The organism is Azospirillum sp. B21 (assembly GCF_008364825.1).
GTDB lineage: Bacteria > Pseudomonadota > Alphaproteobacteria > Azospirillales > Azospirillaceae > Azospirillum.
This window is the reverse complement of record NZ_VTTO01000017.1, coordinates 85,697-108,068: the sequence shown is the minus strand read 5'-3', so window position 1 is coordinate 108,068 and position 22,372 is coordinate 85,697. Positions and strand designations below refer to the sequence as shown.

The following is a 22,372-nucleotide window of genomic DNA, read 5'->3' as shown; positions in this document are numbered from 1 at the left end:
CCCTGATCATTTAGGGTTGGCTGTGAAAAGTCACACAGTCAGCCGGCAGACCTATGAAACCGTCGCATTTTGCATTGACCGGGCGGATTTCAGTCAGGTAAGACACATTTGCGCATTAAATTTTCGCAATGTCTGCACGACGAAAATTGGTTGCGCAAGGAACGCGCGTATCGACTGAGCTGGAGTGGTCGGCATGTTTGGTTCGCATACGGGGGCACCACCTCGAGCAACGCCGCAGAGGCGCCAATTTTTGGCTGGTCTCGCCACGATCAGCTTCGGTACCTGGCCACGCCCGGCGGCGGCGCTGCCGCTGGGAGGAACGCTTTGGGAGGAGGTGGGGCAGGAGACTGGCTGTGACCCGCACTTACTCTATGCGGTTGCGCTGATCGAGAGCGCAGCTGGTAGCCAACCTGGCTGGGTCGTTCCGCATCCATTGGCCATCCGAGCCCCGCAGCGCCCCTATTACCCGTCAAATCTCAATGATGCGCGGCAGGTGATCCATAACCTCAAGCGATCTAACGAATTGACGCACTCCGCGGTAGGGATGATGCAGATTTTTGTTCGCTGGCATCGTAAGCGCTTTGGCGATGTCGAGGAGCTTCTCGACGCGCGCAAGAACGTCCGGGTTGGTGCAGAGGTTCTGGCTGAGGCACTACGGTCCGCGCCAAATGACAGGGTATTGGGGATCGGCCGCTATCACACCTGGGCCCAAGAGCCGGTCGCGCGGCAATACGGTGCATCGGTGGTCGCCTTGTGGCGGCAACTGCGCGCGTTGGCCTAGCGGGGTTGGACGAAAATGGATACGTTCACAGAAATAGCGGCTGTAAACCGCGACTTGTTACAAGCGTGGCAAGGACTTGCGCAGAAAGGCACGTTGGCAGTCTCGGGCCTTTTCGAGGCACCGACCGTGGCATCAGCTGCAGTTTGCAACTGCTTAACTTTAGAACGCTTTTGCAGTGGGACTCTGCTGCTCTTCCAAATGAAGTCATCAGTCCGGCAGTTCGCAGTCGACGCCGACTGGCATGCCCCGTATATCACGGACGAAGAGGTTGGCCCGCTGCTGCAAGGTCGGATGCAGTTTCTTTTGCTCTGGCGTGAATTGGCGATCACTGCTCCTCGGCGTGCCGCGGTTCATATCGCCGACCCGTACGGAGACACAGAGGCTATCGTTCAAATGCCTCTATCACGGATCCACCAGTTGGCTGCGTCAAGGTCTCTATGCCTGACGCCGACGGAGCTCCTAGTCGAGAACCTGACGCGACAGGTATCGAGTACCGAGCGGGTGCGGTTGGTACTGCAGCGTCGCAGCATTAAACAGCGGGGTTCTTCCGACCACGCTGCCTCCGTTACTGTTTGAGCAGATTGAGGGATCAGAAGCATGTCCAGTCCGAACATCGGGGCGGGCCCAAGCGGTGTGTCCAGTGGTGCCGGGCGCCGCGCGGGAAGGTCGCCCAAGGGTCCGAAAGGCGAGGCTAAGGAGCCGCTGTGTCCTCTCGACCAGCACGAACGGATTGAGTGGGCGATTCGGCTGCTGCGGGCAGGCATGCGGACAGCTATCGTTACAGCGGCTACGCGGCTTCGTTCGTCGCGGGTCCGGAAACTTCACCGCGCGCTCTTCAATCGGGAAGCCCAATGCGGGATGCTGCCCTTTGCTTATTCCCTCCTCAGCACTCACCGGGCCATTGAGGAAGCGAGTCTGGCTATCGGGCTATATCTGGACATGGCAGGGCCGGCAGCTCTCGATCCTTTGGCAGAAAAATCTCCCTGCCTTTCGAGCTTGCTCGACATTCTACCGATTTATGAGCGTTTGGTGCCCGAACTCGAGATTGGCCCGGTGGCGCTTTTCGATATCAACGGACTCTGGATCCTTGCGAATAACCTGAAATACGGATCGATCAAACTCCACCGGTGCAACTGCGGGATGGAGTTTGTCTGGAGTGAGCAGCAGCGTGTGCATCCGCAGTGTCCGGTATGTTCGGCGCCGGTTTCTCCCGAAGCGGCATTCAGCGTTGCATCGCGAAGGGTCCGTCATCGGTCCAAGGGGAGCGCAATATTGGCGCAACGTGCCGAGGACTTGCAGCATGTGCGCGTTGCATCGCCCAAAGGGAATGCAAGTGGTCTTGCAGGGAGCGTTGAAAGCCCTTCGTAGGGCTGGCGCGATCCCATGGTGATTCCTCAGTTTGCACAGGCGGGTTTGGGGCATGTCGTTGATGCGCGCCAGCACATCAGCGAGCCCCGCCTGGGCATCGACGCCGTTGAGCTTTGCCGTGGTGATCAGGCCGCACATGATCGGCGCCCGCTGGCCGCCGCGATCGGATCCGCAAAACAGCCATGCTTTCCTCTCGATGGCAATCCCGCGCGGGTTGCGTCCGGCGGCGTTGTTTGTGAGACACAGCCGGCCATCGCCGAGGAAGCGGGTGAAGCCGTCCCAGCGGGTCAGTATGTAGTCCATCGCCTTGGCCACAGGAGCATGGCGGGAGAGCCGGGCGCGCTCCGTCCTCATCCAGTCCTCTAGTGCGGCTAGCAGGGCGATGCCGTGCTCCTGGTGGGCCGCCAACCGCTCGGCCGCCGGCTTGCCGTTCAAGGCACGCTCAAGATCGGAGAGGGCATTGATGCGCCTCACGGCTTCCAGCGCCAGCGGTGAGTCGGCGGTGCGTCCTTGCCGTGTTTGGTGTTCGCGGCCATGTCGGCCAGCTTGTAGAAGCCGCGCCGGACATGCGCTCAGCACGGCACGTCGCTGATCGATCCCGGCAGGCGGTCGGGTTCGTACAGCCGGTTGTAGCCGGCAAACGCATCGGCCTGCAGCCAGCCCTTGAAGCCGGCCAGATGCCGTTCGGTATGCTCGCCCCTTGTGGTCGCGCGAATAGTGGAACAGCGCTGCCGGTTGGGCGTGGCCGGCTAACGGCCGGTCATTACCCACATACACCCACAGCCGCCCGGTGTCGGTCTTGCCCTTAGCCGCCACCGGCACCGGCGCGTCGGCGCCGTGCTGCCCCCCGGTTGCGCTGATTAGGCGGTTGTCGGTTGAGGCGCCGCAGTCGATAGCTGTCGCCACGACGGGATCGCCGAAGACGCTGCCCCATTCCCCCACAGCTCGGTTGGGCGGCGAAGTCGAAGCTGGCCAACTCGCGCACGATGGGGAAACGGGCCAGCCCGAAACCCATGTCGATGCGGCGCTGGTCGCGCCGGGCGATCTCCCGCTCGCCGATCAGCCGCCAGGGCACCGAGTAGGCGTTGCCGTCCACCTTCACCGCGCAGTCTGTGCCGACCCGGCGAACCAGGTCGCGCGCCGTGGTGAAGGGTGGGATGCCGACCAGCGGCTTCAGCGCCTGGGCCTCCTCCCGCCGGAACCGCTCGATCGGCGCTTCGCCGGTCGTGCCGTGACACTGTTGATCGGTGATGGCACGCGTCCAGGCCTCCAGATGCCCTTCCAATTCCGCCCAGGGCGCGAAGGACCGGCTGGCGATCGCGTTGCGCTTGAAGTAGCCAACGCCGCGCTCGTCCTTGCCCTCGGTGCGCGCTCGATGGGGCGCGCAGCCTGTTCACCCTGGCCGACCAGGTGGGCACCGCCGAGGTGCTGAAGCCGCTGCACGACCTGATCGCGGGGCATGTGATGGCTGCCGGGCGGCAGTTCCTCGTGTCGCCAAGGGGGCAGTTTGGGATGTCGTTTGACAGCTGATCGTCTCGCAGGCCCGGCAGGAGAACTGGTCCAGGCGTTCGCGCGCATGTTCGACATGCGCAAAAATTTCTCCGCCGCGGCGTCACCGGCCGGGCTGCGGCGCCGGCGGGCTGACGCTCGCCCAGCTCCGCCGCGGCGTCACCGGCCGGGCTGCGGCGCCGGCGGGCTGACGCTCGCCCAGCTCCGCCGCGGCGTCACCGGCCGGGCTGCGGCGCCGGCGGGCTGTGCCGCAGAGACTGGAGCGACCGCGGCGGAGGGGTGGAGCTGACGTTCAACACCCAATCTGGATGGGATCCATGCTGTGGAGCCAAGCGGCGATAAAAAGCGATAAAAACAGCGTCTGGTGAGCGGGAGGGATCAATTTGCGCAGCTACGGAGTAATGGACGGAAAAAGATAGCTTTTGAGGGTAAGCGGGGTCTAGAGGGCAGGGTGTTTGGGGACAGTCGAGCAGGGTGGTGCCGGGAAAAAGTTAGCGAGGTGTTACCCACCATTGAGACCGTCGGTCGAATGGAACCTCGGTTGGGATGGTGATGGCTTTCGTTGTTTGGGGCCAAAGCAGGCGGTTTGAACCTATCAAGGAGCATCTGCTGGGGCCCAGGCATGAGACATGAAATCGTAGCAAAATGCCTCGGTTTCATATGTGCCGAAACATAGGGTTTAGGCACATATGAAAAAACGTAGCATAATGCGTCGAAACACTAAGTGCCTGATATAGGGTAGCAGACACATACAATGATCCATCCTCGTGCGACCCAATCTACTATGTGCCGGAAGATACTGTATGGGCACTTAGGCGTTCCTACGAAGCAGAATGCCGCACGTGGATACGTGCCGGAAGCTAGGGTTCAGGCACATATCCACGTTGACAGTGGTGGATTCGGCGTGATTGGGTAAGTGCCCGACCCCCCCTTGGGCACATATGCTTAGATAGACGCCGGAGCTACGCGCATGGCCTCCCTCTCTCCTTCTGTGGTTCTACAGTTCATCGCCAGCGAGCAGGAGAGGTTGCTGGCTTCAATCAAGCCGGCGGTTGAACAGTTCTGGGATGAACATCGAGAGCGAGGGATGGCGGATGCCGCGCGCCGTGGACGGTATGGAGTCAGCTTGCGACCACGGGCAGCGGGAGTGAGCATTCAGTGGTTCGAAATTCGCTACATCACGCGAGCGGGGCAAAAGCAGCGACGGCCGTTCCACATCAGGCTTCCGAAGCAGCGCTATCGGTATCGCGAGACTGACTTTCCTAGAGCCCACGACTGGGAGGTCGCGCACATCGAGAGAATCGAGCAGTTGGCGGAGCCTATCCGCCGCCTCACGCCAATGCTGGGAAACCTCCAGCGTGGATTCAAAGCGTATGCGGCGGCGGCGGGTCTGGACCTAACATTTGCGCCGGAGATCGCGGAGGAGAGTGTGGAGGTGCAGAACGATCTCGATCTTGGAAAGGATTTGGCGCTGCCGCGCGATCTGAGCGACCTGATAGAGTAGGAGGCGTTTCAGCATTAAGGCAGATAGGCCATGACCCTACTGATCGGAGTGGCTCTGTATGGCGCGCTCGTTGCGTTAGCTCTCTTCGTCCATGAGACGGGGCATGTGCTGGCAGCGCGAGCGGTCGGACTGCGCGTCAACCAAATCGTCGTCGGGATCGGCCCGTGTCTCGCGTGGACCACCGCGAATGGGACGCGGTGGCAGGTGGGACTGTTCCCCGTGTTCGGGTGGGTCCGGTATGATGCTGCCGGATATAAGCAGTTGGACGCGGGGCGGCGCGTGGCAGTGGCCGCCGCAGGGCCGGCGGCGAACTTTGTCAGTGGCGGGCTGCTACTTCTCGCACACACCGGTGCGATGGCCGAATGGGACGCGCTTTCGACGCTTCGCAACGTTGTCTCTGATGGGGGGGCACTCGTCGGGTTCGTCACCAGCAGTCTCGCCGGGAGCATGCTTGAAAGGGCATTCAGCATTTGGACCCGCGTGCCAGCTGCGCCGCTCGGGCTGTTCGGCCTGCCGCTTGGCGATACAATACTGATGCGGGCGCTGTTCTGGGCCGGCGTCATGTCGATGTCGATGGGGCTAGTCAACCTCTTGCCGCTCCCGCCGCTCGATGGGCAGAGGATCGCGGCGGGCACGGTAGAGTGGGTGCTTGGGCGAAATGCCGCGCGTAGCGTCGAGACGGTGCTGCTGGTGGTCGCCAGCTCAGTTCTGTTCGCAGTAATCGTGTTTGCGCCTTGACGGATGAACTACGCCCTGGCTGGGAACATCTCCCTGGCCGGGCTCTCACACCTGGATGGGGGCCGGGAACACCCATTCGCACGCAGCGCCTCAGGTGAATGAAGCGATCTCCGCGCCTGACATTGGATCACCCAGGTCACGCGCGTCGCATCCCGAGCACCATCACCAATTTCCGTTCAGCACAGTCCGCACGAGACCACCCGTTGCGCGCAGGAGGTCCCGAGGGGCTAGACCCGCGCCCCTCTGATCCGCACGTGATCACCGCCTCTGACGCACCCACCCACAGCCCGCGCGCGAGTCCCGACCTGACCCCGGTGGTCTCGACATTGAGGATGCGTGGTGAGCAGACCCAGGAGCGGTCCCACCTGGATCACCGCCCGCTTGCGGGACGTGCTATGAGGTGCTGATCGCGTTCATCCCGCCGCACGATCCTGTTAGCATCATCGGCACCCGACCCGAGCGCCGCCTTACCCGGTTCCGATTGAGCAAGCCCATTGGACGGCCACCTAGGCAGGGGCGTCCCGACGCCCCGCTGCACCGTAATGTCCGCAGCCGTGCCAGAAGCAGAATCGTAGCGGCTCCCCGGCGGTCGGCTGCATGAGCTGGGACATCACCGCGAGAATCGGCACCTGGGCATCATGCGTGGAGAGCCCGAAGAACCCGAAAAAAACGAGCGCCGCGCTCAGCGGCGGTATGCCAGCCAGATCGGTAGCATCAGCTCTGTGGCGGATACCGTCCAGCCACTGATCTGCATTGTACGGCGAGGCTCACCGCATGAGCATGCTTTGGACCAGCGTCAATGAACCGGTGGCGTCGCTTCCGGACAAGGCGCCTCTGACCATGACGTTCTTGGTACGATCAGGGTTGGTGCCCTACTGGGCGCCTGAGATGATGGAATCAGCGTTCCAAATGCTCGGGTGCGGGAGGACGATTATCGTCGAGACCGCCTGCCGGTGGGAGCGCTCCGCTTCTCGGCCCGGGATTGGGGTGACGGTTTTGGACCAGGCGCTGGCACGGTTCGAGCAATCCGGTCAACCGATCCGCGTCGTCGCCACAACGATCACCGTATCCGGCCAACCATCGCTGTCGAGGCAGGTAGAACCTGCGGTTCATCGCATCGCTACCTGCCTGCGCACTCTAGGCGAACCCGTAGCCGATCCCATCTCCGCTGAACAGAGGACCTGGTTGAGGGCCTCCGGGAACGGCGACGTCCACATCGAAGAGGCGCTGGCGGGTGAAGATCTGACAGAGGCTTGTTCGTCAGACCATCGGCTGCGGCGGTACACACCGTTCCTCCGGCGCGCTGTGCGGTCGGTGCCAGTGTCACGTCGAGACCGGCTGGTCACCCCCGACGACCTCGCCGAGATGGCAGGCGCCTGGACGCTCCGAACACAGGTTAGCTGCGACACCGACTGGCGAGACGGCATCCCGTTGGCGGCCCGACAGACCGTTCTCCTGGTTGCGGCCTGTGAGGAGGACCTGCCAAGCCGCTCTGCCGTTGAGGCATTCGCCGGCCGTCCGTCCCGCTGGTGGTCGCCCCGCCCAATCACCCTCCCTCTGGAGCGAATGGTCCAGGAGGTGGTGCTACGCAGTGACCATCACTGCCGTCCGGGAACCGATATCGGCTTCGGCTTTTCGCCTCCGTCTGTCCTACAGGTGCCAACCCGTCCAGGTGGTGTGCTCGCCTATGCCCCCTGGCCAATGGGTCTGCCGCACGCGGTGATCGCTGGTGCTGCGAAATCGAGAACCCGAGCGCTGGCAACGGCGATCCTGAGCGGAGCGCTGCGGCATGGGGAGGACAACCTCTTCACCTTCGACCGTTCACCGGTGATGACTCGATGGGTGCGGACGGTAGGTGGAGATTGCCTAACGGCCTCAAGCCAGCAGGGGGACGGTCGCGGCCTTCGGCAATTATTACAGGCAGTTACTGAGCAGCATGAAGACCTTTTTGCTCACTGGCTCGCTCATGTTCTGGGGCCGCAACCAGACACCATCGGTCTCGCTCCGAAGTTGGCAGAGATTCTGGTGCGGACCAGTCCTGAAGAACGGGCGATCGAAACCCTGCTCAATGCCGTTCCTGAAGTCGGCGGGCAACGGCACCGCCTAAGCACCAGCCTGCACTGGATCGGCGCCCGGCTACCGGCGGGGATCCTTGACGGAGCCAATCCCACGCCGCTTGCAATCGATGTGGAAGATCGCGACGACCCAAGGGCGCTTACGACTATCACCGCGCTCGTTGCCATCGCCCTTCGGGCGAATCCGCGAGGGCGAGGCGCCGATCGGCTGAGCATCGTCCATGGTCTCGATGTGGCGGCCCTTAAGTCGGACGAAGACGTTTGGCGCTGGCTAAGTATCCACCTACGGCTTAGCCGCCCATACGGCACCACGTTCATGTTCGAGTTCGACCCGAACACAGGCCCCCACGATGCCTTCGTGGCGCTCACTGACGTTGTGGGCACCTTCTGGTTTATGAAGGATTCCTGCGACCAAGCGGGAGCGCATGTGAAGCAACTGGTCGGCCGGCTCTGGCAAACGCGTATGGCTTTGCAGGTCCAGGACATGCTGGATGCGATGGACGCTGGCAGTGAGACAATGTTGCTGCGCCCGCAAGAGTACCTCGCTGTCCGCGTTTGCACCGATCTGCAGGACTTCGTCGGCGAACTGGTCGGCGACGAGCTGGCATTGGCCAAAGACGCTTGGGCTCGCGATTTCGTTCAGAACAGCGCTCAGTTCACCGGTCTATGGCTGGCCTACGACGCCACCGGCCGGCGAGCCGGACCCTGGCCGACACGTCACGCCGCGGTAGCCGGCTGCGAAGGACGCGGTCCTTGGCTCATACGCGAAGTCCTGCCTCTTCAGCTGCCCCTTACACCCTGATCCTCCGCCTGCTCTCGGTCGGCCGGTAGTGACGCGACGACCGTAGCGGGCTGAAGTCCACCCGAGCCAAATGAAGGCAACCGCGCCTTCGTCCTGAGGTGCCATGTGACCCACCTGACCATCACCGCAGCTGCACTTGGGGCCACCCCTTCACTCGACCCAATTGACATCGACGAGGATGCCCGTCCTCTCCACGGTGGGCGCGGTGAAGACGTGACTGCGGTCCACCCGATTCCGAATATGCCCAATGGTGCCGCGCTGTTTCTTGCCGACGGCTGCTCGACCGGAGGCGACGGACACCAGGCCGCTCAGGCGGCGATCACCGACGTCATGATGCACATGACGCTCGCACGCTGGGACCCGGCGGCGCTGCCCCGGGCCATCCTTGCGGCTGACCGTGCCTGCGCAGCCCGGGCTGACACCGGAACCACGACGCTGATCGGCGCGCTCATCGTCGACGGGCAGGTGTGGCTGGCGTCGGTCGGGGACTCTCAGGCCTGGATGTTTGGTGAGGAGCGGGTGGAGCTTACGGCACGCCAGGAGCGCCGGCGGGTCGGCGACCGCATCGCTATGCCTGAGATGAAGGGGCCGCTGCTTCTCAATGGGCACCTGGTGCTGGCAAGCGACGGACTTTGGCGCTCGTTGTGGCCGGAGCATGCCCAGCGGGTTCTGCAATCCTGCGGCCGTCGGCCGGCCGCAGCCCTGATCGACCACGTCATCGACCGGCGACGTGAGCTTGTCGACGACACCGCTGTAATTGTCGCGACCCGCCGGTTGGGACTGACGCATCAGGTCCACATGCCGCCGGCACTGACAGATTGGCGCCAGCACGATATCGCGCCATTACGAGCGGCCGAAAGGATCTTGAAATGAAAAAGAAGCCGGAGATGCCCCAACTCTCCAGGGCAGGCCCGGGCGCTGTCCAGCGCGTGAGCGATACCCCGGCGGGCAGAACGGTGCCCAGCCAGGATGTTGGTCCCAGGGGCCGAATCTTCGACACCACTCGTGGATCAGAAACTATGAACCAGCTTCAAACCAACCAGGACCCTTGTCAGGACGCGACTCCACAGACGCTGCTCACCAGATGTAGCAAGGCATTCTCGTGCGTCTTGAACACAGTCATCCGCCGCCGCGAAGACAGAGGCGTAGAACACCTCGTCTCAGAAGCAAGGTATTACCGTGCACAATACCTGAAACAAAGCGCGATGCTTGATGAGATCATCAGCGAATTTTATAAGACCCTTGAGCACAATGAATACACGCTAAGGATACCTGATCACTATGTGAAGATTATCAGATATGCGCTCTGGAGTGCGTGTGAGGCCAATAGCTGGCATCTTCGGCATGCGCCAGAATTCGTCGATCTCACCCAGCCCTATTGTTCCCTGAGCATCAACCAAGTGCAGAAAATTAAGCGATGGGCCGAGCGGTATCCCGCTTACCTCGTCACTTTGGTCATGTGTCTGGCCGCGGGTGGTGCCGAAGAAGATGCATGGGGTATTGCCGAAGACATTTAAGGAAGTCGTCATGCACAGTATTATTGCAAGAGCTCAGCGTTACATCCGCGTCACCAAGAGGACCGGCGAAGCCCTGCAGTTTGGCAGCCTTCGGGAATGGGTGCGCCTGACCGTCAGCGCTGCATTATTCTTGATTGGCGCAACTATCGCGTATTGGCCCGTCTTCCAGCCTCTCGGTTGCGAGGCTGAGCTGCTGAAGGCGTTCGCCGACGGCGATCTGATGCGGATCCTTGCCTTGACCTACGAGATCCTTATCGACGGATTTCTGTGGGGAATGCCGTTCTTGGCCGGCTCCTGCGTCGTCTTCTTCCTCTTCGCGCCCGTCAGCGGCAAGCCGTCGGCGAAGTGAGCCGCGGGCGCCGGCCAGCGGCAGGTCGTCTGGACCAGCGGGCATGGTCCATCTACAACAACAGGAGACCCTTCAATGACCTCGTTCTCATCATCGACTTGGCTGCTCGCCGTCCGCCCCTTGTGGGAACTCATCATCTTCCTGTGGCGGGTCACTCTCGCTGCACTCAAGGTCGCGGCGGCCGTGTTTGCCGTGTACGGCATCCTAATGTTTGAGCTATTCAGGCAGGTGGGAACGAGCTGGATGGCCCAAACCCCTGTCACCGTTGAAAAGCTGCTGGAGATGTCGCAGACCGTCTTCAGGACGAGTGTCGGAGCCGCGCTTATCATGATCGTGGCCACGATCATTATCGGTAGAAGCTCGTTCGGCCCGATCCTCCCCGCGCGGTGGCGAGACGGCCTCGACATGCGCCTAGGCGCGGCGTCCGGTCGGCTTAAAGGCTCGTTAAAGAGATGGCTGCAGTTCGGCCGCTCCGACCACTGACCAACCATGCCGTGAGTGGTCAGCCCGACCCTCGGGCTGGCCTCTCACGGTCTCCTATTGACTGCCGCTCACGAGGATGGGTTGGATGAACACGGTAAGTATCGTTGCATCGCTGACGGTGGCATGTGTCGTGCTATTGGTCCTCCGGAATCGCCAAGACAAGGCACGGAAGCACGCCGCCGCTGCAAGCGAAGAAGGAAAAGCGGCTGGGCTGCCAATCACGGCGACGTACCGTGCGAAGCCGTTGCTCTCGCCGTGGGAATTGAAAGTTTTTGGCCCACTGCGTGCCAGTCTTCCGGCAGGCTGGTACCTCTGTCCGCAGGTGCGGGCGGCCGACATCGTCTCGATCTCCGCGCCTTCATCTGGTCACCAGCGCGCTGCTCTTGGCAAACTCGCCCCTCGATCCGTCGACTTCGTGCTGATCGATGAGGGCGCAATCCCGCGTCTCGTGATCGAACTCGATGATAGCTCGCATGATCGACCGGAACGGCAGCAGCGTGATGCGGACATCGATCGCGCGCTGCACGCCGCCGGGGTCCCGGTTCGGCGCATCCGACCCGGCCAGGAGATCGAATGGGAAGCCATCGTGGCCTTGGTCGCTGATGGCACGCAGAGCGTACAGTCGGCGAAACCTAGCCGCGCTTTCAGGGCTGAGGCATGAGCAACGGGTTTTGGACATGCGCCGGTCGGCAGTGGATCATCGCTTGCGTCCTGGGGGCGATCCCCGGATTGGCCCTCGCGGCGATAGTCGGTTACGGATCGCCGGCATCGCGCATCCTTCTGGCGCTGCATGCTGCGGCGGCGCTGGCGCTGCTGGGTTGGGAGAACAGCAGCACCGGCCGGCCCAAGCGGGTGCAAGGGAGCGCGCGGACGGTTGCAGAATATAGCTGGTGCCATTGGGGCGTCGCTGTCGCCTGGGCAGGATGGATTGAGGCCGCCTTCATCTACTGGCGCGGAGCCGGCGCTGAACTGGTGTCCGCCTTGATCCTCGTGATGCTGATAACGGTGGCCGGCTATGCCCAGCCGCTGATTGCTGGGCGCGGAAGCGCAACAATCGAGGCGGCGGAATGCCAGAACAGCTGGATGCTTCGCATGGCCGGAACCGGCTTTTGTGGGGCAATCATCGTCGGGCCCGTGTGCATCATCCTGACGGGGGTTGGTGTTGCCGCAGCGAGCACGATCATCATCGCCAGCGCGGCGTTGCTGCCGCTGTCCTTCGGAACGCTCTGTGGGATCGCGATTGCCGCACGGCTATTCGGGAGGTGACCAGGCTAAAGCTACGCCCGCGCGCCACGCTGATCCCGTCATGATCTCCCCTCCGAACCCGGACGCGTTGCAAGGAAGCGAAGCGGAAAGGAGTTGAAGTATCAGACAAGGGCTCGGGGGATAGGGCGGTCACGACAGGAACCCCTTCACTGGCGTGCCAGGGTCCGCTGAAGCAAGGGCATACAGAAGCCGGTGATGACTCAAGATGTTGCGTAAAGATGATCGTGAACAGACTGCTGTATACGCGACCCTAAAGTAATATAACAGCAAATATGGCGCTGGTTATTTGTTGACATGCGATCTGTGGTGGACATCATGCTGGTAGCCCGTCTTGGACGGCACAGAGATTCGGATATGAGGTCAGGCCATGATGGCAGCAACGCATTCAAAGCGCGTCATCAACGAAGGGGCGATGCAGCTATCGCCGGCGGTGGAGCAGCAACCGTCGAATAGCGCCGCTCCTGAAGCCATGACCGATGAGGAACTGGCGGCATTCCCCATGCGCCGGCTTGCCCCATGGGGCGAGCGCACCGAGCTTGAACAGGCTGTCATCTGCGAACGCATCCGGCGCTCGGAGATAAAGCTGGAGCACGATTGGGCTGCCCGCGGCTTCTATGAAGGTCGGCGCGTTCAGATCAGCCTGGATTATCGGACGCTCCATCCTGATCGCCAACGCTGGCCTGGACGGGAAGGATGCGTTGTTCGGCCGAATAGCTCTGATCACCTCTACATTCGGCTCGATCCTCTTCCGCGTGAGCGTGTCGAAAAGGTGGAATTGTTCAGCGAGCGGGATCTCCTGCTCCTGCCCGCTGACAACCTGCCGATCGTCACGACATTCGGCACCCGCATTCGCTGGCGGACGATCAGCGAATGGCTGGAGGGCGCATCAACCATTCTGGCCCGCAGGTGCTCTGAGAAGCAGAATAGAGACGTCGCCAATCACTTGCATTCCCTGACCAAGGAACGGGTGAACGTCGAGGGAGACCCTGAGGCCCTGAGGAACCTGATCCGCTTTATCGAGTGCCCTCGTGGAGGTGGCGCTTTTAACCAACTGCCGCGCGGGCAGCGTCAGAACGATCGAGCCACAGACCTCCTTGTCTGGGGACATAACCGCCTCGTCCAACTGTCGCGGCAGGTGGCCTTTGAAATGGTCCAGGACGGTCCGGCTGTCGTCCGGCCGGCAGATGGTGCCGAGACTGCGGACAAACACCCTGGCGCATTCGCCGGGCTTGCGCCGCAGGACAGGATCACGATGCATCTCCGAGGCCCGTACGAGGACGAGGGAACGGTCTACGGCGATACGATCACCGGCAGCTACCTGACCCAGGCGGGTCTGCACTTCCTAGTCCACGCGCCGGCAGGTGCTGGCGGGCTGGGCAGCAAGGTGCTCGGTCCTTTCGACCCAGACGACGTCTTGTCCGTCGTAGTCAACAAAGCGGCCGCCGCGGTGATTCAGGAGAGGCGCGACAGGGCGCGTGGTGCACCATTCTTGACTTGGCAGCCGGTGGATCGTGACGGTTTTGAGCGAGCCCTATACGAGGTGGGCACCGAAATCGCCCGCCTTCGCGCCAGCTGCGATGGCGCCGGTAGTGTTGCCGGTGCCCGTGATGCATTCTGGCGCGCCAAGCAGTTGGAGACGCAGTTCGACGACCTTGCCGATCAGATCGCGCTGGCGCGTACCAAGCGTCGCTTCGTGATCGCGGACGCTGGTGTTCGGCTCCGGCAAGGCCGCGGGTTCGAGCCAGCCCAAGATTGTGACGGGCCGCTCGCGGCCCAGCAGTTCGAGCGACCACTGGCGCTGGATTTTTCTCCTGACCCCGCTGTACGGAAAGACCGGGCGGCACGACGTGCGGAGCGATACGACACTGACCCGGTGGCGGCGGAGTTGGACCTGATGCGCCGGCGGCTGCGTGAACAAGGCGTCGCGGCACGACGACCGCGCCACACGAGCCACCTTCTGGTAAAGGTCGACACCAGCGCCGGGCCGGCGCTCTGGAACTACGATCTGGGGAAGGACGGAAAGACGCCAACCGTCACATGGGGTGAAGCTGGCAAGCCGGGGCGGGCCGCAGTGACCCGCAAGCGTCGGTCCGAGACCAGCGAAGTGATTCAGACGATACGTCGCTTAGCTGCGGAGCGTGCCCGGGAACTGTGGGCGGATGAGCGGCGCCGGCCGCTTCGGATCGGCGACGAGTTCGATGACCAGTCGAAGCGCTGGCGACTGAAGGCCGTTTCAAGCAACGAGACCATCAGGGCAGAGGCCGTCGACAAGGGGTCGCTGCTGCTGAACGAGAGGGTGTGGGTTCGGGTCGAAGACTTCGAGCGTGGAACCGGCCGGAAACTCGCAGAGGAGCTGCTAGACGCTGGCACCGAACAGAGCGCTGCCCAGTCGCCGCCCGTCGATGCTTCGGCCCTTGGGGAGCCGCTGGAGCAGTCTCAGCCGCCCGCGGGCGCTCCACTCATGGAAGAGCTTTTGCTGGCTGCCAGCGGCATTGCGCCGGTGGCGACGGCGATCGACGTCGCGGCTCCTGTCTGGTCGGCACGACGCTGGGTAGGGCGCCCCACAAGAAGCCGCAGCAACGACGTCCGCAGACGGCGCACTGCACCGGTGCGCGCGATCGTGACCGGACCTTCGGTCAAACGCGGCCGGAACGGCAGGCTCCAGGCGTGCAACCTGGCGGGAGGCCTAGACCGGCCGCGGAGCGGTGCAACGAACTCGCAACCGCGAGCCCTTGTGCAACTGGAAAGAGTGCATGGAAGAAGTAGGCCGCGGGCTCCGCCGTGGAACAGCCGATGTTGGCCACTGTTGGGGAGAAGCATCATTACCTGGATGGGGCCATGCCGGGTTCGCGTCGAAAGATCATGATCAACCGTGCGCCGGTGTTGACGCTGTGGGCAGCGGTGGTCGCGGAACAGCTGGGCTTTGACCGCGACGAGGCGCTCACTATGGGCAAGGCCCTGTCGGGTCTCACAGCGCACTCCAAAGGTGTTCGATTGGGGATCTATCAACCGAGCCCTGAGACGGTGAACCAGACGCGCAAGGCGCTCGAGCACGGCGAGGCGATCCAACTCGAGCTCATGGGGTGGTCGATCGCCGCCGTTCGAACCGAAGACGGCCTGCGCGCATTGCGCCAAGGCAAGGCCATCATGCCGCAGAGCGTCAGCCGGTACCTGGCTGGCAAGTTCGGGGATGACTTGGATGAAGTACGCGAAGCCATGACAGCGCTGGCCCACTCCCTGCCAGCGGCTGACTTGGGCCGTCAGGCGTTCGGGCTGTACGAGGCGTTCCGGCCGAAGGTTAAGACTGGCACCGCCGGCTGGGGCACGGAGGGCGAGTTGGACCTTGCGAGGCTTGTCGCGCTTGGTGCCGACGGTCAGCCCGGGGGAGGGGCGTAGATCCCGTGGCGATTCTCGTAATCCTCGACCGCACGTTTGGCTTTGTCGGTCGGTGCCTTATCGTCGGCAATCCACCCGCCCCGTTCCAAGCGCTTGAAGTCCGCCTTTGTGGGGAGGAGGCTGCGAACACCTTTTCGGCCCAGCCTGATCCGCAGGAAGGCGATCTCATTGGGGGTGCAGTGCTTTTCCAACATCGGTGTGGCCGGCGCGTCAGGAAGGTCTGGAAACAGCATGGTGAGGCCCTGAGTTGAGGCGCGCGCCCTAGTCGTGGACGGACTGGTGACGGGCAGGAGGGGATGTGTCGGAGTCAGACCGGACCGAGCGGTGGACCACCGTTGTGGCCCAGCATCTCCGATTGCGGCGTGTAGGGCACTGGCTGGCCAACCTGTTCCGGAGCCTGGGGAGACTCCTGCGTGGGGCGCGGCAAGGGCTGCCTATCATACGGCTTGCCAGCGAAATAGTCAGGGCGAGCCGCGAGTTCAGCGGCGACGAAGAGCTTGGCAAACAGCGGGGCCTTACTCTCGAGCCGTTTTTCCAGGTTCCGCCGGCGCACCCGTCCTTTCGCCTCCTCAGACCAGCGGGCGCCGTCGGCGTGTTGGAAGCTGACTCCGACTGCCCAGCCGGTGCCGGGGATGAAGTCCGGCGCGCAGGCCATGGCATAAGCCCGGTCGAAGGCCGGTACCGCCAGCTGCCAGATGACGCGAGGCAGCCCGGGCGGGGGGGATGAATGCTGGTTCCCCCACGATACCGATACGATACAGTGCCCCGCCCGCATCTGGAGTGCCAAGCCACAGGACGGCATGGCGATCCGCGCGCGACGCTTGGTCTTGGTCAGCGCTGGTGGCGCGGCCACCGATGGTTCTGGTGCGGTCACCTCTGCGGGGTCCCGGTAGCGAAAGCCCGGCTCAAGGCCGGCTTGGATGCGCACCCGCAACTCGCAGCCTTCGACGACGCGACGCAACGCTGCATCCGGACTGGAAAACTCCCCGCGCGGCCGCGCGAGGTTGGCACGCCAGAGGTTGGCAGTGCGATAGTCCCCGCTCGCCGCCACGAGGCGTTCCGACAACTCACGCACCAACTCCACGCGCTCCGCCGTCCAGTCGGTATGCGGCGGGGCGGGCATCGGCAACAGGCGGTCCGATGGATACCGCGCCTGGAAGGCCGCGGCGATCTCCGCGTTCTCGGCCGTCTTGTCAGCCTTGCTTGCAACGCCATAGGCGGCGGCAGTGTCGGCGATGGAGTGTGCAGGCGCGGTCGCACCACAGCGGGATCTTGAGGCCGAACGATCCGGCGCGGGTGCGAGGGGCAGGTCGCTTGGGGAGAAAAGGCTCGACATGGGGGCGTATCCACAGACTGAATGTGGCTGAATAAGGAAGAAAGTGCCGTGCCTAGCTGTCAGAGATGGGGCAACGACAGTTGGCCGAACAACGCATTGTGAGCATCTTCACGGCAAATGCGCTTGAGCACGCCTTCAAAAATCTCCCACTCAGGCGGGAAGTTATCAGGGTAGTCGGCATAGGCCGCGCGTTTAAGCTGCTCTAGTGCTTCACCGCGCGTCGGAGCGGTCACGACAACGAAGTCGCAGCAGCGGCCGGCGGGGCGGAGGTGATATTCGCGATGCAGTATGTCAGCCATTTGGGCACATCCCTCTCTAAAGCTGGCGTTGGACTAGGTCGCGTACCAGCTCGTCCGCCGCACGCCGCATGAGCGCCATATTGGACAACCGATCCTCGGCATCGAGGCGGGCGGAGAGCTCGGCGGCGATACGGTCCATCAGAAGCGAACCTCAGAAATGACTGGAATACGGATAAGATACATAATGGTTGTTATCGGCGCAAGTGAAAACAAACATTGTGTTGTTTATTTGGACCCGCTAACGTGATCCTCATGGCAAAGAAACCCACTTCCTACTGGGGAAGGCGAGCGGATGCCGCCGGCCTCAACCAACAGACCCTCGCGGTCGTTGCCGGGCTGGCTCCCAACAGCGTTGGCCGGGCGCTGCGCGGCGAGCTCTCCAGCGGCGTGCCCCTGTATCTCTGCTCATTGATACTCGCCTGGGAGCTCCTACCGCTGGACAAGCGAGCAACTTGGCTCGAACAGATCGACGGCGCCGTCACCGGGACTATGACCGGTCCCGGAGAATGATCCCGGCGCCGCAGCGGCTCCACAGGCGCCGCAGCGGCTCCACAAATGGCTTCAGTGTCCCGGCCAGGAATTGGATCACTACTGGCTGGGGTCTACAGGCTGCTGATCGTTGAAGCAGGGGAGGGCAGGATCCTCAGCCGCATCGGCATCGAACAGCACATAATTGGCGCCATTCCGGCGGGCGTGCTGGAAGATGCGGATCAACTCTTCGGGCACGCCTGCCTCCTCCAGCGCGTTCGTCTCGTCCGGACAGTAGCAGAACCAGCCGTAGACCATTGGCGTGACGACCAGGACATGGGCAGGGCTGTTGCGCGCGGCCGCAGGTGCGCTGAGGCTGACACCCGCCGGCAACGCTCGACCTTCCTGCATCCGATGCAGCGCGTCGGCCCCAGCAGCGTCTAGCACCGCGCGCGCGGCGGAGGTCAGATGAGAGACTGACAGGTCGAGAACGGAAAGGAGCGTTGCCATAGGTTATGCCTCCTCACGAAGGGCGGGCGCCAGCGCGGGAGACGGCTGCACCGGAACGTACAGAGCGCGGACCAAGCGTGCACCCTCCTCGGCTCCGTGATAGGCCAGCACGGTCGCGACCTGAGCGGCGATGCCCGCATTGTTGATCTCCGACCCGCGAGCGAAGCAGAACTCGATCACCTCCTCCCCATCGGGACCGTCAGGCACGCTGTTCGCGCCGGCGGCGGCATCGTGCCCCATGCAATCGTCGACCAGGTCGACGAAATGTTCCCAGAGATGCTCAGTCGCGTCCCCAAACCGGGAGCCGATCTCGTCGAGCAGCACGGTGCACGCATGGATCGTCGGCTGCACATCAGGATCGGTCTCGGTACGACCGGGGAAGTGCCTCAGCACGTCGGCTGTCGTGTCCAGATCGCGGCGTGTGCGGCGGCGGCAGTGGACGGGGGCGGGGGTGCTTTCGCAACCGACCAGGACCCGGAAAACGTCGTTGCCGTAGGGGAGCGCATGCTCGCCTAGCAGCCCGTCCGTAGGAGGCAGTCGAGCCACCTCTCGCCCGTGTTCGATGAGGGTCTCCGCGCCGGAGGGAAGGGCGACCGCCCGGTCCCGGTCCGCGGGAGCGATGCCAACCCTTTCAGCAACGGCTGCAACAGCGTCGGTTGTGGAAAGGCCGCGGGGATGCTCGTCCAGAACGGAAAGGAGGGGCAGAACGAGTTGGGATTGGCTCACTCGGGACATCTGGGCGCTCATGCTCGTCAGAGGAAGGGTGGAGCCGCGGTGGCGGGACAGTAAGGGGACTGTCGATCAGGAAGCAGCCGTAGCCGGGATGGCCGCCCGGTCACTGGTGGTCAGGACGAGACGGCCTAGGCATGGACCGGCTTTAGCTGTTGGGGAGGCTGGGGGCGGCGCTGGCCGAAGGCGCGGTGTCTCGGTCAGCGGGAGCGTCGAACGGAATGGCGAAGTGCCGGGCAAGCTCAGCGATCGGCTGCTCGACCGTCTCGATCAAGTCGTCTCCATGCCTGCGGTAACAGGTGAACGAAAAGGCGCGGTCCGTCACGACGAGGTGGTCGCATTCGGACCTCATCTCGTCTTCGGAGGCCCATGACAGCGTCGCCGGATTAATGGGGCAATCGTCGGCGTCGGCGTCGGCGTCACGCGGATCGCGCTCCAGCCACCATGCACTCGCGCTTGTCTTCTCCACCTTGGTGAGGCCGTTGGCCTGTACCAGGGTGGCCATCCTGACGATGAACTCCGCCAGCGGCCGGCGGATTTCGAACACCGCCAAGGCAGGGCAATCCGCGAACAGGCCCTGACCTCCGCCTTGGCACCGCACCGCATAGCGTCTGACGGTGGTCGTCACGGGCTCCAGTTCGTCGGGTGGACAGACGGCAGCCAAGATGCGCCCGTTGTCCCATGCCACGCCAACCTGCACCTGACCGGCCTCCAGGCAGGACAGATCGGTCACATGCACGACGGTTCCCTCCATACCGGCCGGCACCGGATCGGGGTCATTGGGCATCCGGACCAAGCGCACGCGGTCGGATTCACGGTAAGTCGTTGCGTTCACTGTCGTCTCCTGGGAATCGGCGTCCATCGCTTGTGCAGTGCGACTGGAAAGCTCGGTAATCGGAGTGCGCGCTGCCCTCGGAAGAGGAGCGGTGCGCGGCACAGATGCGAGCAGATCAACGAGGTGGGGTTGATGTCAGCGCCCAGCAGAGTTGCGCTAGGCCGGCCGACGAGAAGAAAAGTATCCGCGCAAAATAAAGCAGGCAACAAGAAAACGCATAAGCCTCAAATAAAAATCTGCGCAATCAATGGCAGTCTGCAATAGAAAATCCGCAGTATTCACCGTAACGTCAGGACGAGCGGCAGGTTTGCTGCCGGATGTGTACCGTGACCTTCTGACACCGACGAGCGTCCAGCCTTGATCGGCCGCTCCGCCAAGCATCTGGTCGGGAAAGGATGAGGAGGCACCCGAATCGCGACGCGACGTTGTAGCAGAGAGATGGAGCCACTGTCTCGACATGATAATTAAAGCCAACTAGAGATAAGTATAAATGAAGAGTGGTCGTGACCGGATCGTGAATAAAATCACGAAAGCAACTTGAATGAGCAGGCGGGTTATTGCAGAGTGGGACCGTGAGCGAATGGATAGAATGGTAGGTGAGGCCGCATCTGGCGTTGCCAGCTTCCTTGTTCGACACAAGCCCGCCAATCTGGCCGGGGCGAACGGCCATCGGGGAGTGTGCCGATCCGTCCTGCCCCCCTGCCGCGAAGGTCACGGATGAGCACCGACGATCAGTCTAAGGATATGGGATCGGCCACGCAGGCGGCCGGGCTCTCCGGCAAGGCCGCGGAGTATGTGGAGAGGCTAGTCTCCGAGCACTACAAGCGCGAGCTGGAGCAGGAAGAGAACGTGGTCCGGAGCTTGCCGTTCTTCGCCACCTCTATTGGCGTGCTGGTGACGTTCGTCGGCTTTGCGCGCAGCCTCCTGCCCAGCGCATCGCTGAAGCCGTGGCCGCTGCTGGTTTTCGGCCTGCTCAGTGGTGTGCTGGCGAGTTTGGCGTCTCTGCTGTACTTCCTCTATCAGGTGGTCCGCAGGCGTGAAGACAAGTCTCCGATGCACGCCGAGGAGATCCTGGCCTATTCGGGGAGCCTTGCCACCTACTACCGCAAGGGCACAGAGGCACCGGATGCGCCGGAAGATGACGGCGTGAAACTCCTGTCGCCGGCGGGAGCCGACGCCGATGGACCGGCGCTGGAGTCCGCAACAGATCAGGTGGTCGAGCAGGCCATTATGGACGATCTCAGGAATACGCTCATTCCACAGATCGCAAAGGCGGCGCAGGCGAGCCGTTCCAACAACTGGGCGCGTCTGAGGGCCCGCAGCAGGGCATTCTCGGCACTCATGGTCGCGCTGGCCTTCGCACTGGCGCTGATCGTTGCTATATTGGTTCACGATGCGGTTAACGGAGGGTCCTATGGACAAGCGACCACTGCGCGCTCAGGAACTGAGAACACGAACGCTGCGGGACAGCAAGGGGACCGTCCTGGAGAAGCCAAAGGCTCCGGGGATGCACATCGTCGTGAAGGGGCCGTGGAGCTACGGGGAGGTCCCGAAGGAGGTCCCGGAGCACAAGCAGAGCAAGCTCCGGTAATCCGACAGACCATTCCTCTGTCCATCGCGCCGGCCGTAGACGTAGCGCATCCGCCGGAAAGTCCTGCAACAGCGCCGGGACCTGACGTTCCAGTGCCGATGCCCGTTAGCCCTCGCTCGGGGGCTGGTGAAAGATGAGACCGATATTGCCACGAGACACGGGCGGTTATGTGGTTCGGATTGCGTCGCCCTGGCTGGAATCATCCATATGAGGTTGCTCGCGTATGCGGCTGTAAAGGCGCTCTGTGGACGAATATACCACGATCTGCCAATTCCGGACTGAGTGGATACCGTCATACGCGGACCCGTAAAAGAGAACAATCTCCACCAGAGCATCTAACAATGTGCAGGCGTCATCGACGCCAAACGGAAAATCTATATCAAGTAACGTCTTGTCATCGAAGTATCGTCCGTCGTAGTGGGCAAAAAATTTGTTCCTTCTCTTGGCGAGGCGCCCGATGGGATCGGCAAGCTCATCGAGAAGCAATCGGTGAGATTTGATATTATCTTTTGGGAAAGGTGATTTCCATGAAAGTTGGTCATGAATCTGCTCAGTCTTATTCAGGAAATCAAAAATATTCCGATCACTGTTGCGTTTGTCGAAGAGGCGATACAACGAGAAAGTAACATCGTAATGAAGACCCGATATTATGGCTGGGAGTACGGGTTCGATGAGCCCGGCAGCCACATCCCGCCTTACTAACTCGCCGTTGCGAACAAAAAATTCCATAGCAGCGACTTTTTGAGCAAGCTCGACGTAAACGAGGTTATGCAGACGTTTCAAGTAGGCGCTGTACTCATGCTCATTCATGTTGAA

Annotated in this window: 25 protein-coding genes and 1 pseudogene; 15 read left to right on the top strand and 11 right to left on the bottom strand. The window is 62.5% G+C overall.

Features of this window, described 5'->3' with window-relative positions:
* The first annotated feature begins 250 nt into the window (after positions 1-250).
* Complete coding sequence (locus FZ983_RS27650; RefSeq protein ID WP_188092551.1) at positions 251-781, top strand: transglycosylase SLT domain-containing protein; 531 nt, start codon at positions 251-253, stop codon at positions 779-781.
* A 1,008-nt stretch (positions 782-1,789) separates the two neighbouring features.
* Here the strand turns inward: FZ983_RS27650 and FZ983_RS35190 are convergent.
* The 3 genes and pseudogenes from FZ983_RS35190 to FZ983_RS34915 all read right to left on the bottom strand — a co-directional run.
* Positions 1,790-2,728: a transposase gene (locus FZ983_RS35190; RefSeq protein WP_348771079.1), complete on the bottom strand. Its 939-nt coding sequence runs from the start codon at positions 2,726-2,728 to the stop codon at positions 1,790-1,792.
* Complete coding sequence (locus tag FZ983_RS35185) at positions 2,722-2,826, bottom strand: hypothetical protein (RefSeq protein ID WP_348771083.1); 105 nt, start codon at positions 2,824-2,826, stop codon at positions 2,722-2,724. The genes FZ983_RS35190 and FZ983_RS35185 overlap by 7 nt, the downstream gene beginning before the upstream one ends.
* A 374-nt stretch (positions 2,827-3,200) precedes the next feature.
* Positions 3,201-3,536 (bottom strand): annotated as a pseudogene (locus tag FZ983_RS34915) (IS21 family transposase); the annotation flags it as partial.
* A 189-nt stretch (positions 3,537-3,725) separates the two neighbouring features.
* Here FZ983_RS34915 and FZ983_RS27630 point away from each other — a divergent pair.
* The 12 genes from FZ983_RS27630 to FZ983_RS27575 all read left to right on the top strand — a co-directional run bounded on the left by FZ983_RS27630 (position 3,726) and on the right by FZ983_RS27575 (position 15,788).
* On the top strand, positions 3,726-3,947 hold the full coding sequence (locus tag FZ983_RS27630) for a hypothetical protein (protein WP_149227460.1): 222 nt from the start codon (positions 3,726-3,728) through the stop codon (positions 3,945-3,947).
* A gap of 681 nt (positions 3,948-4,628) precedes the next feature.
* Positions 4,629-5,162, top strand: a complete 534-nt coding sequence (mobI, locus tag FZ983_RS27625; RefSeq protein WP_149227458.1) for a conjugative transfer protein MobI(A/C) — start codon at positions 4,629-4,631, stop codon at positions 5,160-5,162.
* A 30-nt stretch (positions 5,163-5,192) separates the two neighbouring features.
* Positions 5,193-5,900: a site-2 protease family protein gene (locus tag FZ983_RS27620; RefSeq protein ID WP_149227457.1), complete on the top strand. Its 708-nt coding sequence runs from the start codon at positions 5,193-5,195 to the stop codon at positions 5,898-5,900.
* A gap of 774 nt (positions 5,901-6,674) precedes the next feature.
* Positions 6,675-8,777: a hypothetical protein gene (locus FZ983_RS27615; RefSeq protein ID WP_149227455.1), complete on the top strand. Its 2,103-nt coding sequence runs from the start codon at positions 6,675-6,677 to the stop codon at positions 8,775-8,777.
* A 105-nt stretch (positions 8,778-8,882) separates the two neighbouring features.
* Positions 8,883-9,650, top strand: coding sequence for a hypothetical protein (locus tag FZ983_RS27610; RefSeq protein ID WP_149227453.1), 768 nt, complete (start codon positions 8,883-8,885; stop codon positions 9,648-9,650).
* Positions 9,647-10,294, top strand: a complete 648-nt coding sequence (locus tag FZ983_RS27605; RefSeq protein WP_149227451.1) for a hypothetical protein — start codon at positions 9,647-9,649, stop codon at positions 10,292-10,294. Before FZ983_RS27610 ends, FZ983_RS27605 begins: the two co-directional genes overlap by 4 nt.
* 10 nt (positions 10,295-10,304) lie before the next feature.
* Entirely contained in the window at positions 10,305-10,643 is a 339-nt protein-coding gene (locus FZ983_RS27600) for a hypothetical protein (protein WP_149227449.1), read from the top strand.
* A 75-nt stretch (positions 10,644-10,718) separates the two neighbouring features.
* Positions 10,719-11,126 carry a hypothetical protein gene (locus FZ983_RS27595; protein WP_149227447.1) on the top strand — a complete coding sequence of 136 codons (408 nt, stop codon included), beginning with the start codon at positions 10,719-10,721 and terminating at the stop codon, positions 11,124-11,126.
* 85 nt (positions 11,127-11,211) lie between these two features.
* A complete protein-coding gene (locus FZ983_RS27590) occupies positions 11,212-11,787 on the top strand; it encodes a DUF2726 domain-containing protein (RefSeq protein WP_188092550.1) in 576 nt (191 codons plus the stop codon).
* Positions 11,784-12,392 carry a hypothetical protein gene (locus tag FZ983_RS27585; protein ID WP_149227443.1) on the top strand — a complete coding sequence of 203 codons (609 nt, stop codon included), beginning with the start codon at positions 11,784-11,786 and terminating at the stop codon, positions 12,390-12,392. The genes FZ983_RS27590 and FZ983_RS27585 overlap by 4 nt, the downstream gene beginning before the upstream one ends.
* Before the next feature lie 367 nt (positions 12,393-12,759).
* Complete coding sequence (locus tag FZ983_RS27580) at positions 12,760-15,258, top strand: ATP-binding protein (protein WP_149227441.1); 2,499 nt, start codon at positions 12,760-12,762, stop codon at positions 15,256-15,258.
* The gene (locus FZ983_RS27575; RefSeq protein ID WP_149227439.1) at positions 15,231-15,788 is read left to right on the top strand and encodes a hypothetical protein; all 558 of its coding nucleotides are present in this window, start codon (positions 15,231-15,233) and stop codon (positions 15,786-15,788) included. Before FZ983_RS27580 ends, FZ983_RS27575 begins: the two co-directional genes overlap by 28 nt.
* Here FZ983_RS27575 and FZ983_RS27570 read toward each other — a convergent pair.
* From FZ983_RS27570 to FZ983_RS35145, 4 genes are all read right to left on the bottom strand, one after another.
* Positions 15,767-16,021 (bottom strand): hypothetical protein, encoded by a 255-nt coding sequence (locus tag FZ983_RS27570; RefSeq protein WP_149227437.1) that lies wholly within the window; start codon positions 16,019-16,021, stop codon positions 15,767-15,769. The genes FZ983_RS27575 and FZ983_RS27570 overlap by 22 nt on opposite strands.
* Before the next feature lie 74 nt (positions 16,022-16,095).
* Positions 16,096-17,124: a hypothetical protein gene (locus FZ983_RS27565; protein ID WP_149227435.1), complete on the bottom strand. Its 1,029-nt coding sequence runs from the start codon at positions 17,122-17,124 to the stop codon at positions 16,096-16,098.
* A gap of 59 nt (positions 17,125-17,183) precedes the next feature.
* Positions 17,184-17,423, bottom strand: coding sequence for a hypothetical protein (locus FZ983_RS27560; RefSeq protein ID WP_149227433.1), 240 nt, complete (start codon positions 17,421-17,423; stop codon positions 17,184-17,186).
* A gap of 16 nt (positions 17,424-17,439) precedes the next feature.
* Positions 17,440-17,562, bottom strand: coding sequence for a hypothetical protein (locus FZ983_RS35145; protein ID WP_282187056.1), 123 nt, complete (start codon positions 17,560-17,562; stop codon positions 17,440-17,442).
* Positions 17,563-17,675: 113 nt separating this feature from the next.
* Between FZ983_RS35145 and FZ983_RS27555 the strand changes: the two genes are divergently transcribed.
* Positions 17,676-17,933 (top strand): hypothetical protein, encoded by a 258-nt coding sequence (locus FZ983_RS27555; RefSeq protein WP_211103001.1) that lies wholly within the window; start codon positions 17,676-17,678, stop codon positions 17,931-17,933.
* 78 nt (positions 17,934-18,011) lie between these two features.
* Here the strand turns inward: FZ983_RS27555 and FZ983_RS27550 are convergent, their stop codons facing one another.
* From FZ983_RS27550 to FZ983_RS27540, 3 genes are all read right to left on the bottom strand, one after another.
* Positions 18,012-18,401, bottom strand: a complete 390-nt coding sequence (locus FZ983_RS27550) for a hypothetical protein (RefSeq protein WP_149227429.1) — start codon at positions 18,399-18,401, stop codon at positions 18,012-18,014.
* A 3-nt stretch (positions 18,402-18,404) separates the two neighbouring features.
* Positions 18,405-19,148 carry a hypothetical protein gene (locus FZ983_RS27545; RefSeq protein ID WP_149227427.1) on the bottom strand — a complete coding sequence of 248 codons (744 nt, stop codon included), beginning with the start codon at positions 19,146-19,148 and terminating at the stop codon, positions 18,405-18,407.
* Between the two features lie 130 nt (positions 19,149-19,278).
* Entirely contained in the window at positions 19,279-19,992 is a 714-nt protein-coding gene (locus FZ983_RS27540; RefSeq protein ID WP_149227425.1) for a DUF4314 domain-containing protein, read from the bottom strand.
* A 690-nt stretch (positions 19,993-20,682) separates the two neighbouring features.
* Here FZ983_RS27540 and FZ983_RS27535 point away from each other — a divergent pair.
* Complete coding sequence (locus tag FZ983_RS27535) at positions 20,683-21,693, top strand: hypothetical protein (RefSeq protein ID WP_149227423.1); 1,011 nt, start codon at positions 20,683-20,685, stop codon at positions 21,691-21,693.
* 28 nt (positions 21,694-21,721) lie between these two features.
* Here the strand turns inward: FZ983_RS27535 and FZ983_RS27530 are convergent, their stop codons facing one another.
* Positions 21,722-22,366, bottom strand: coding sequence for a hypothetical protein (locus FZ983_RS27530; protein WP_149227421.1), 645 nt, complete (start codon positions 22,364-22,366; stop codon positions 21,722-21,724).
* Positions 22,367-22,372: the final 6 nt, after the last annotated feature.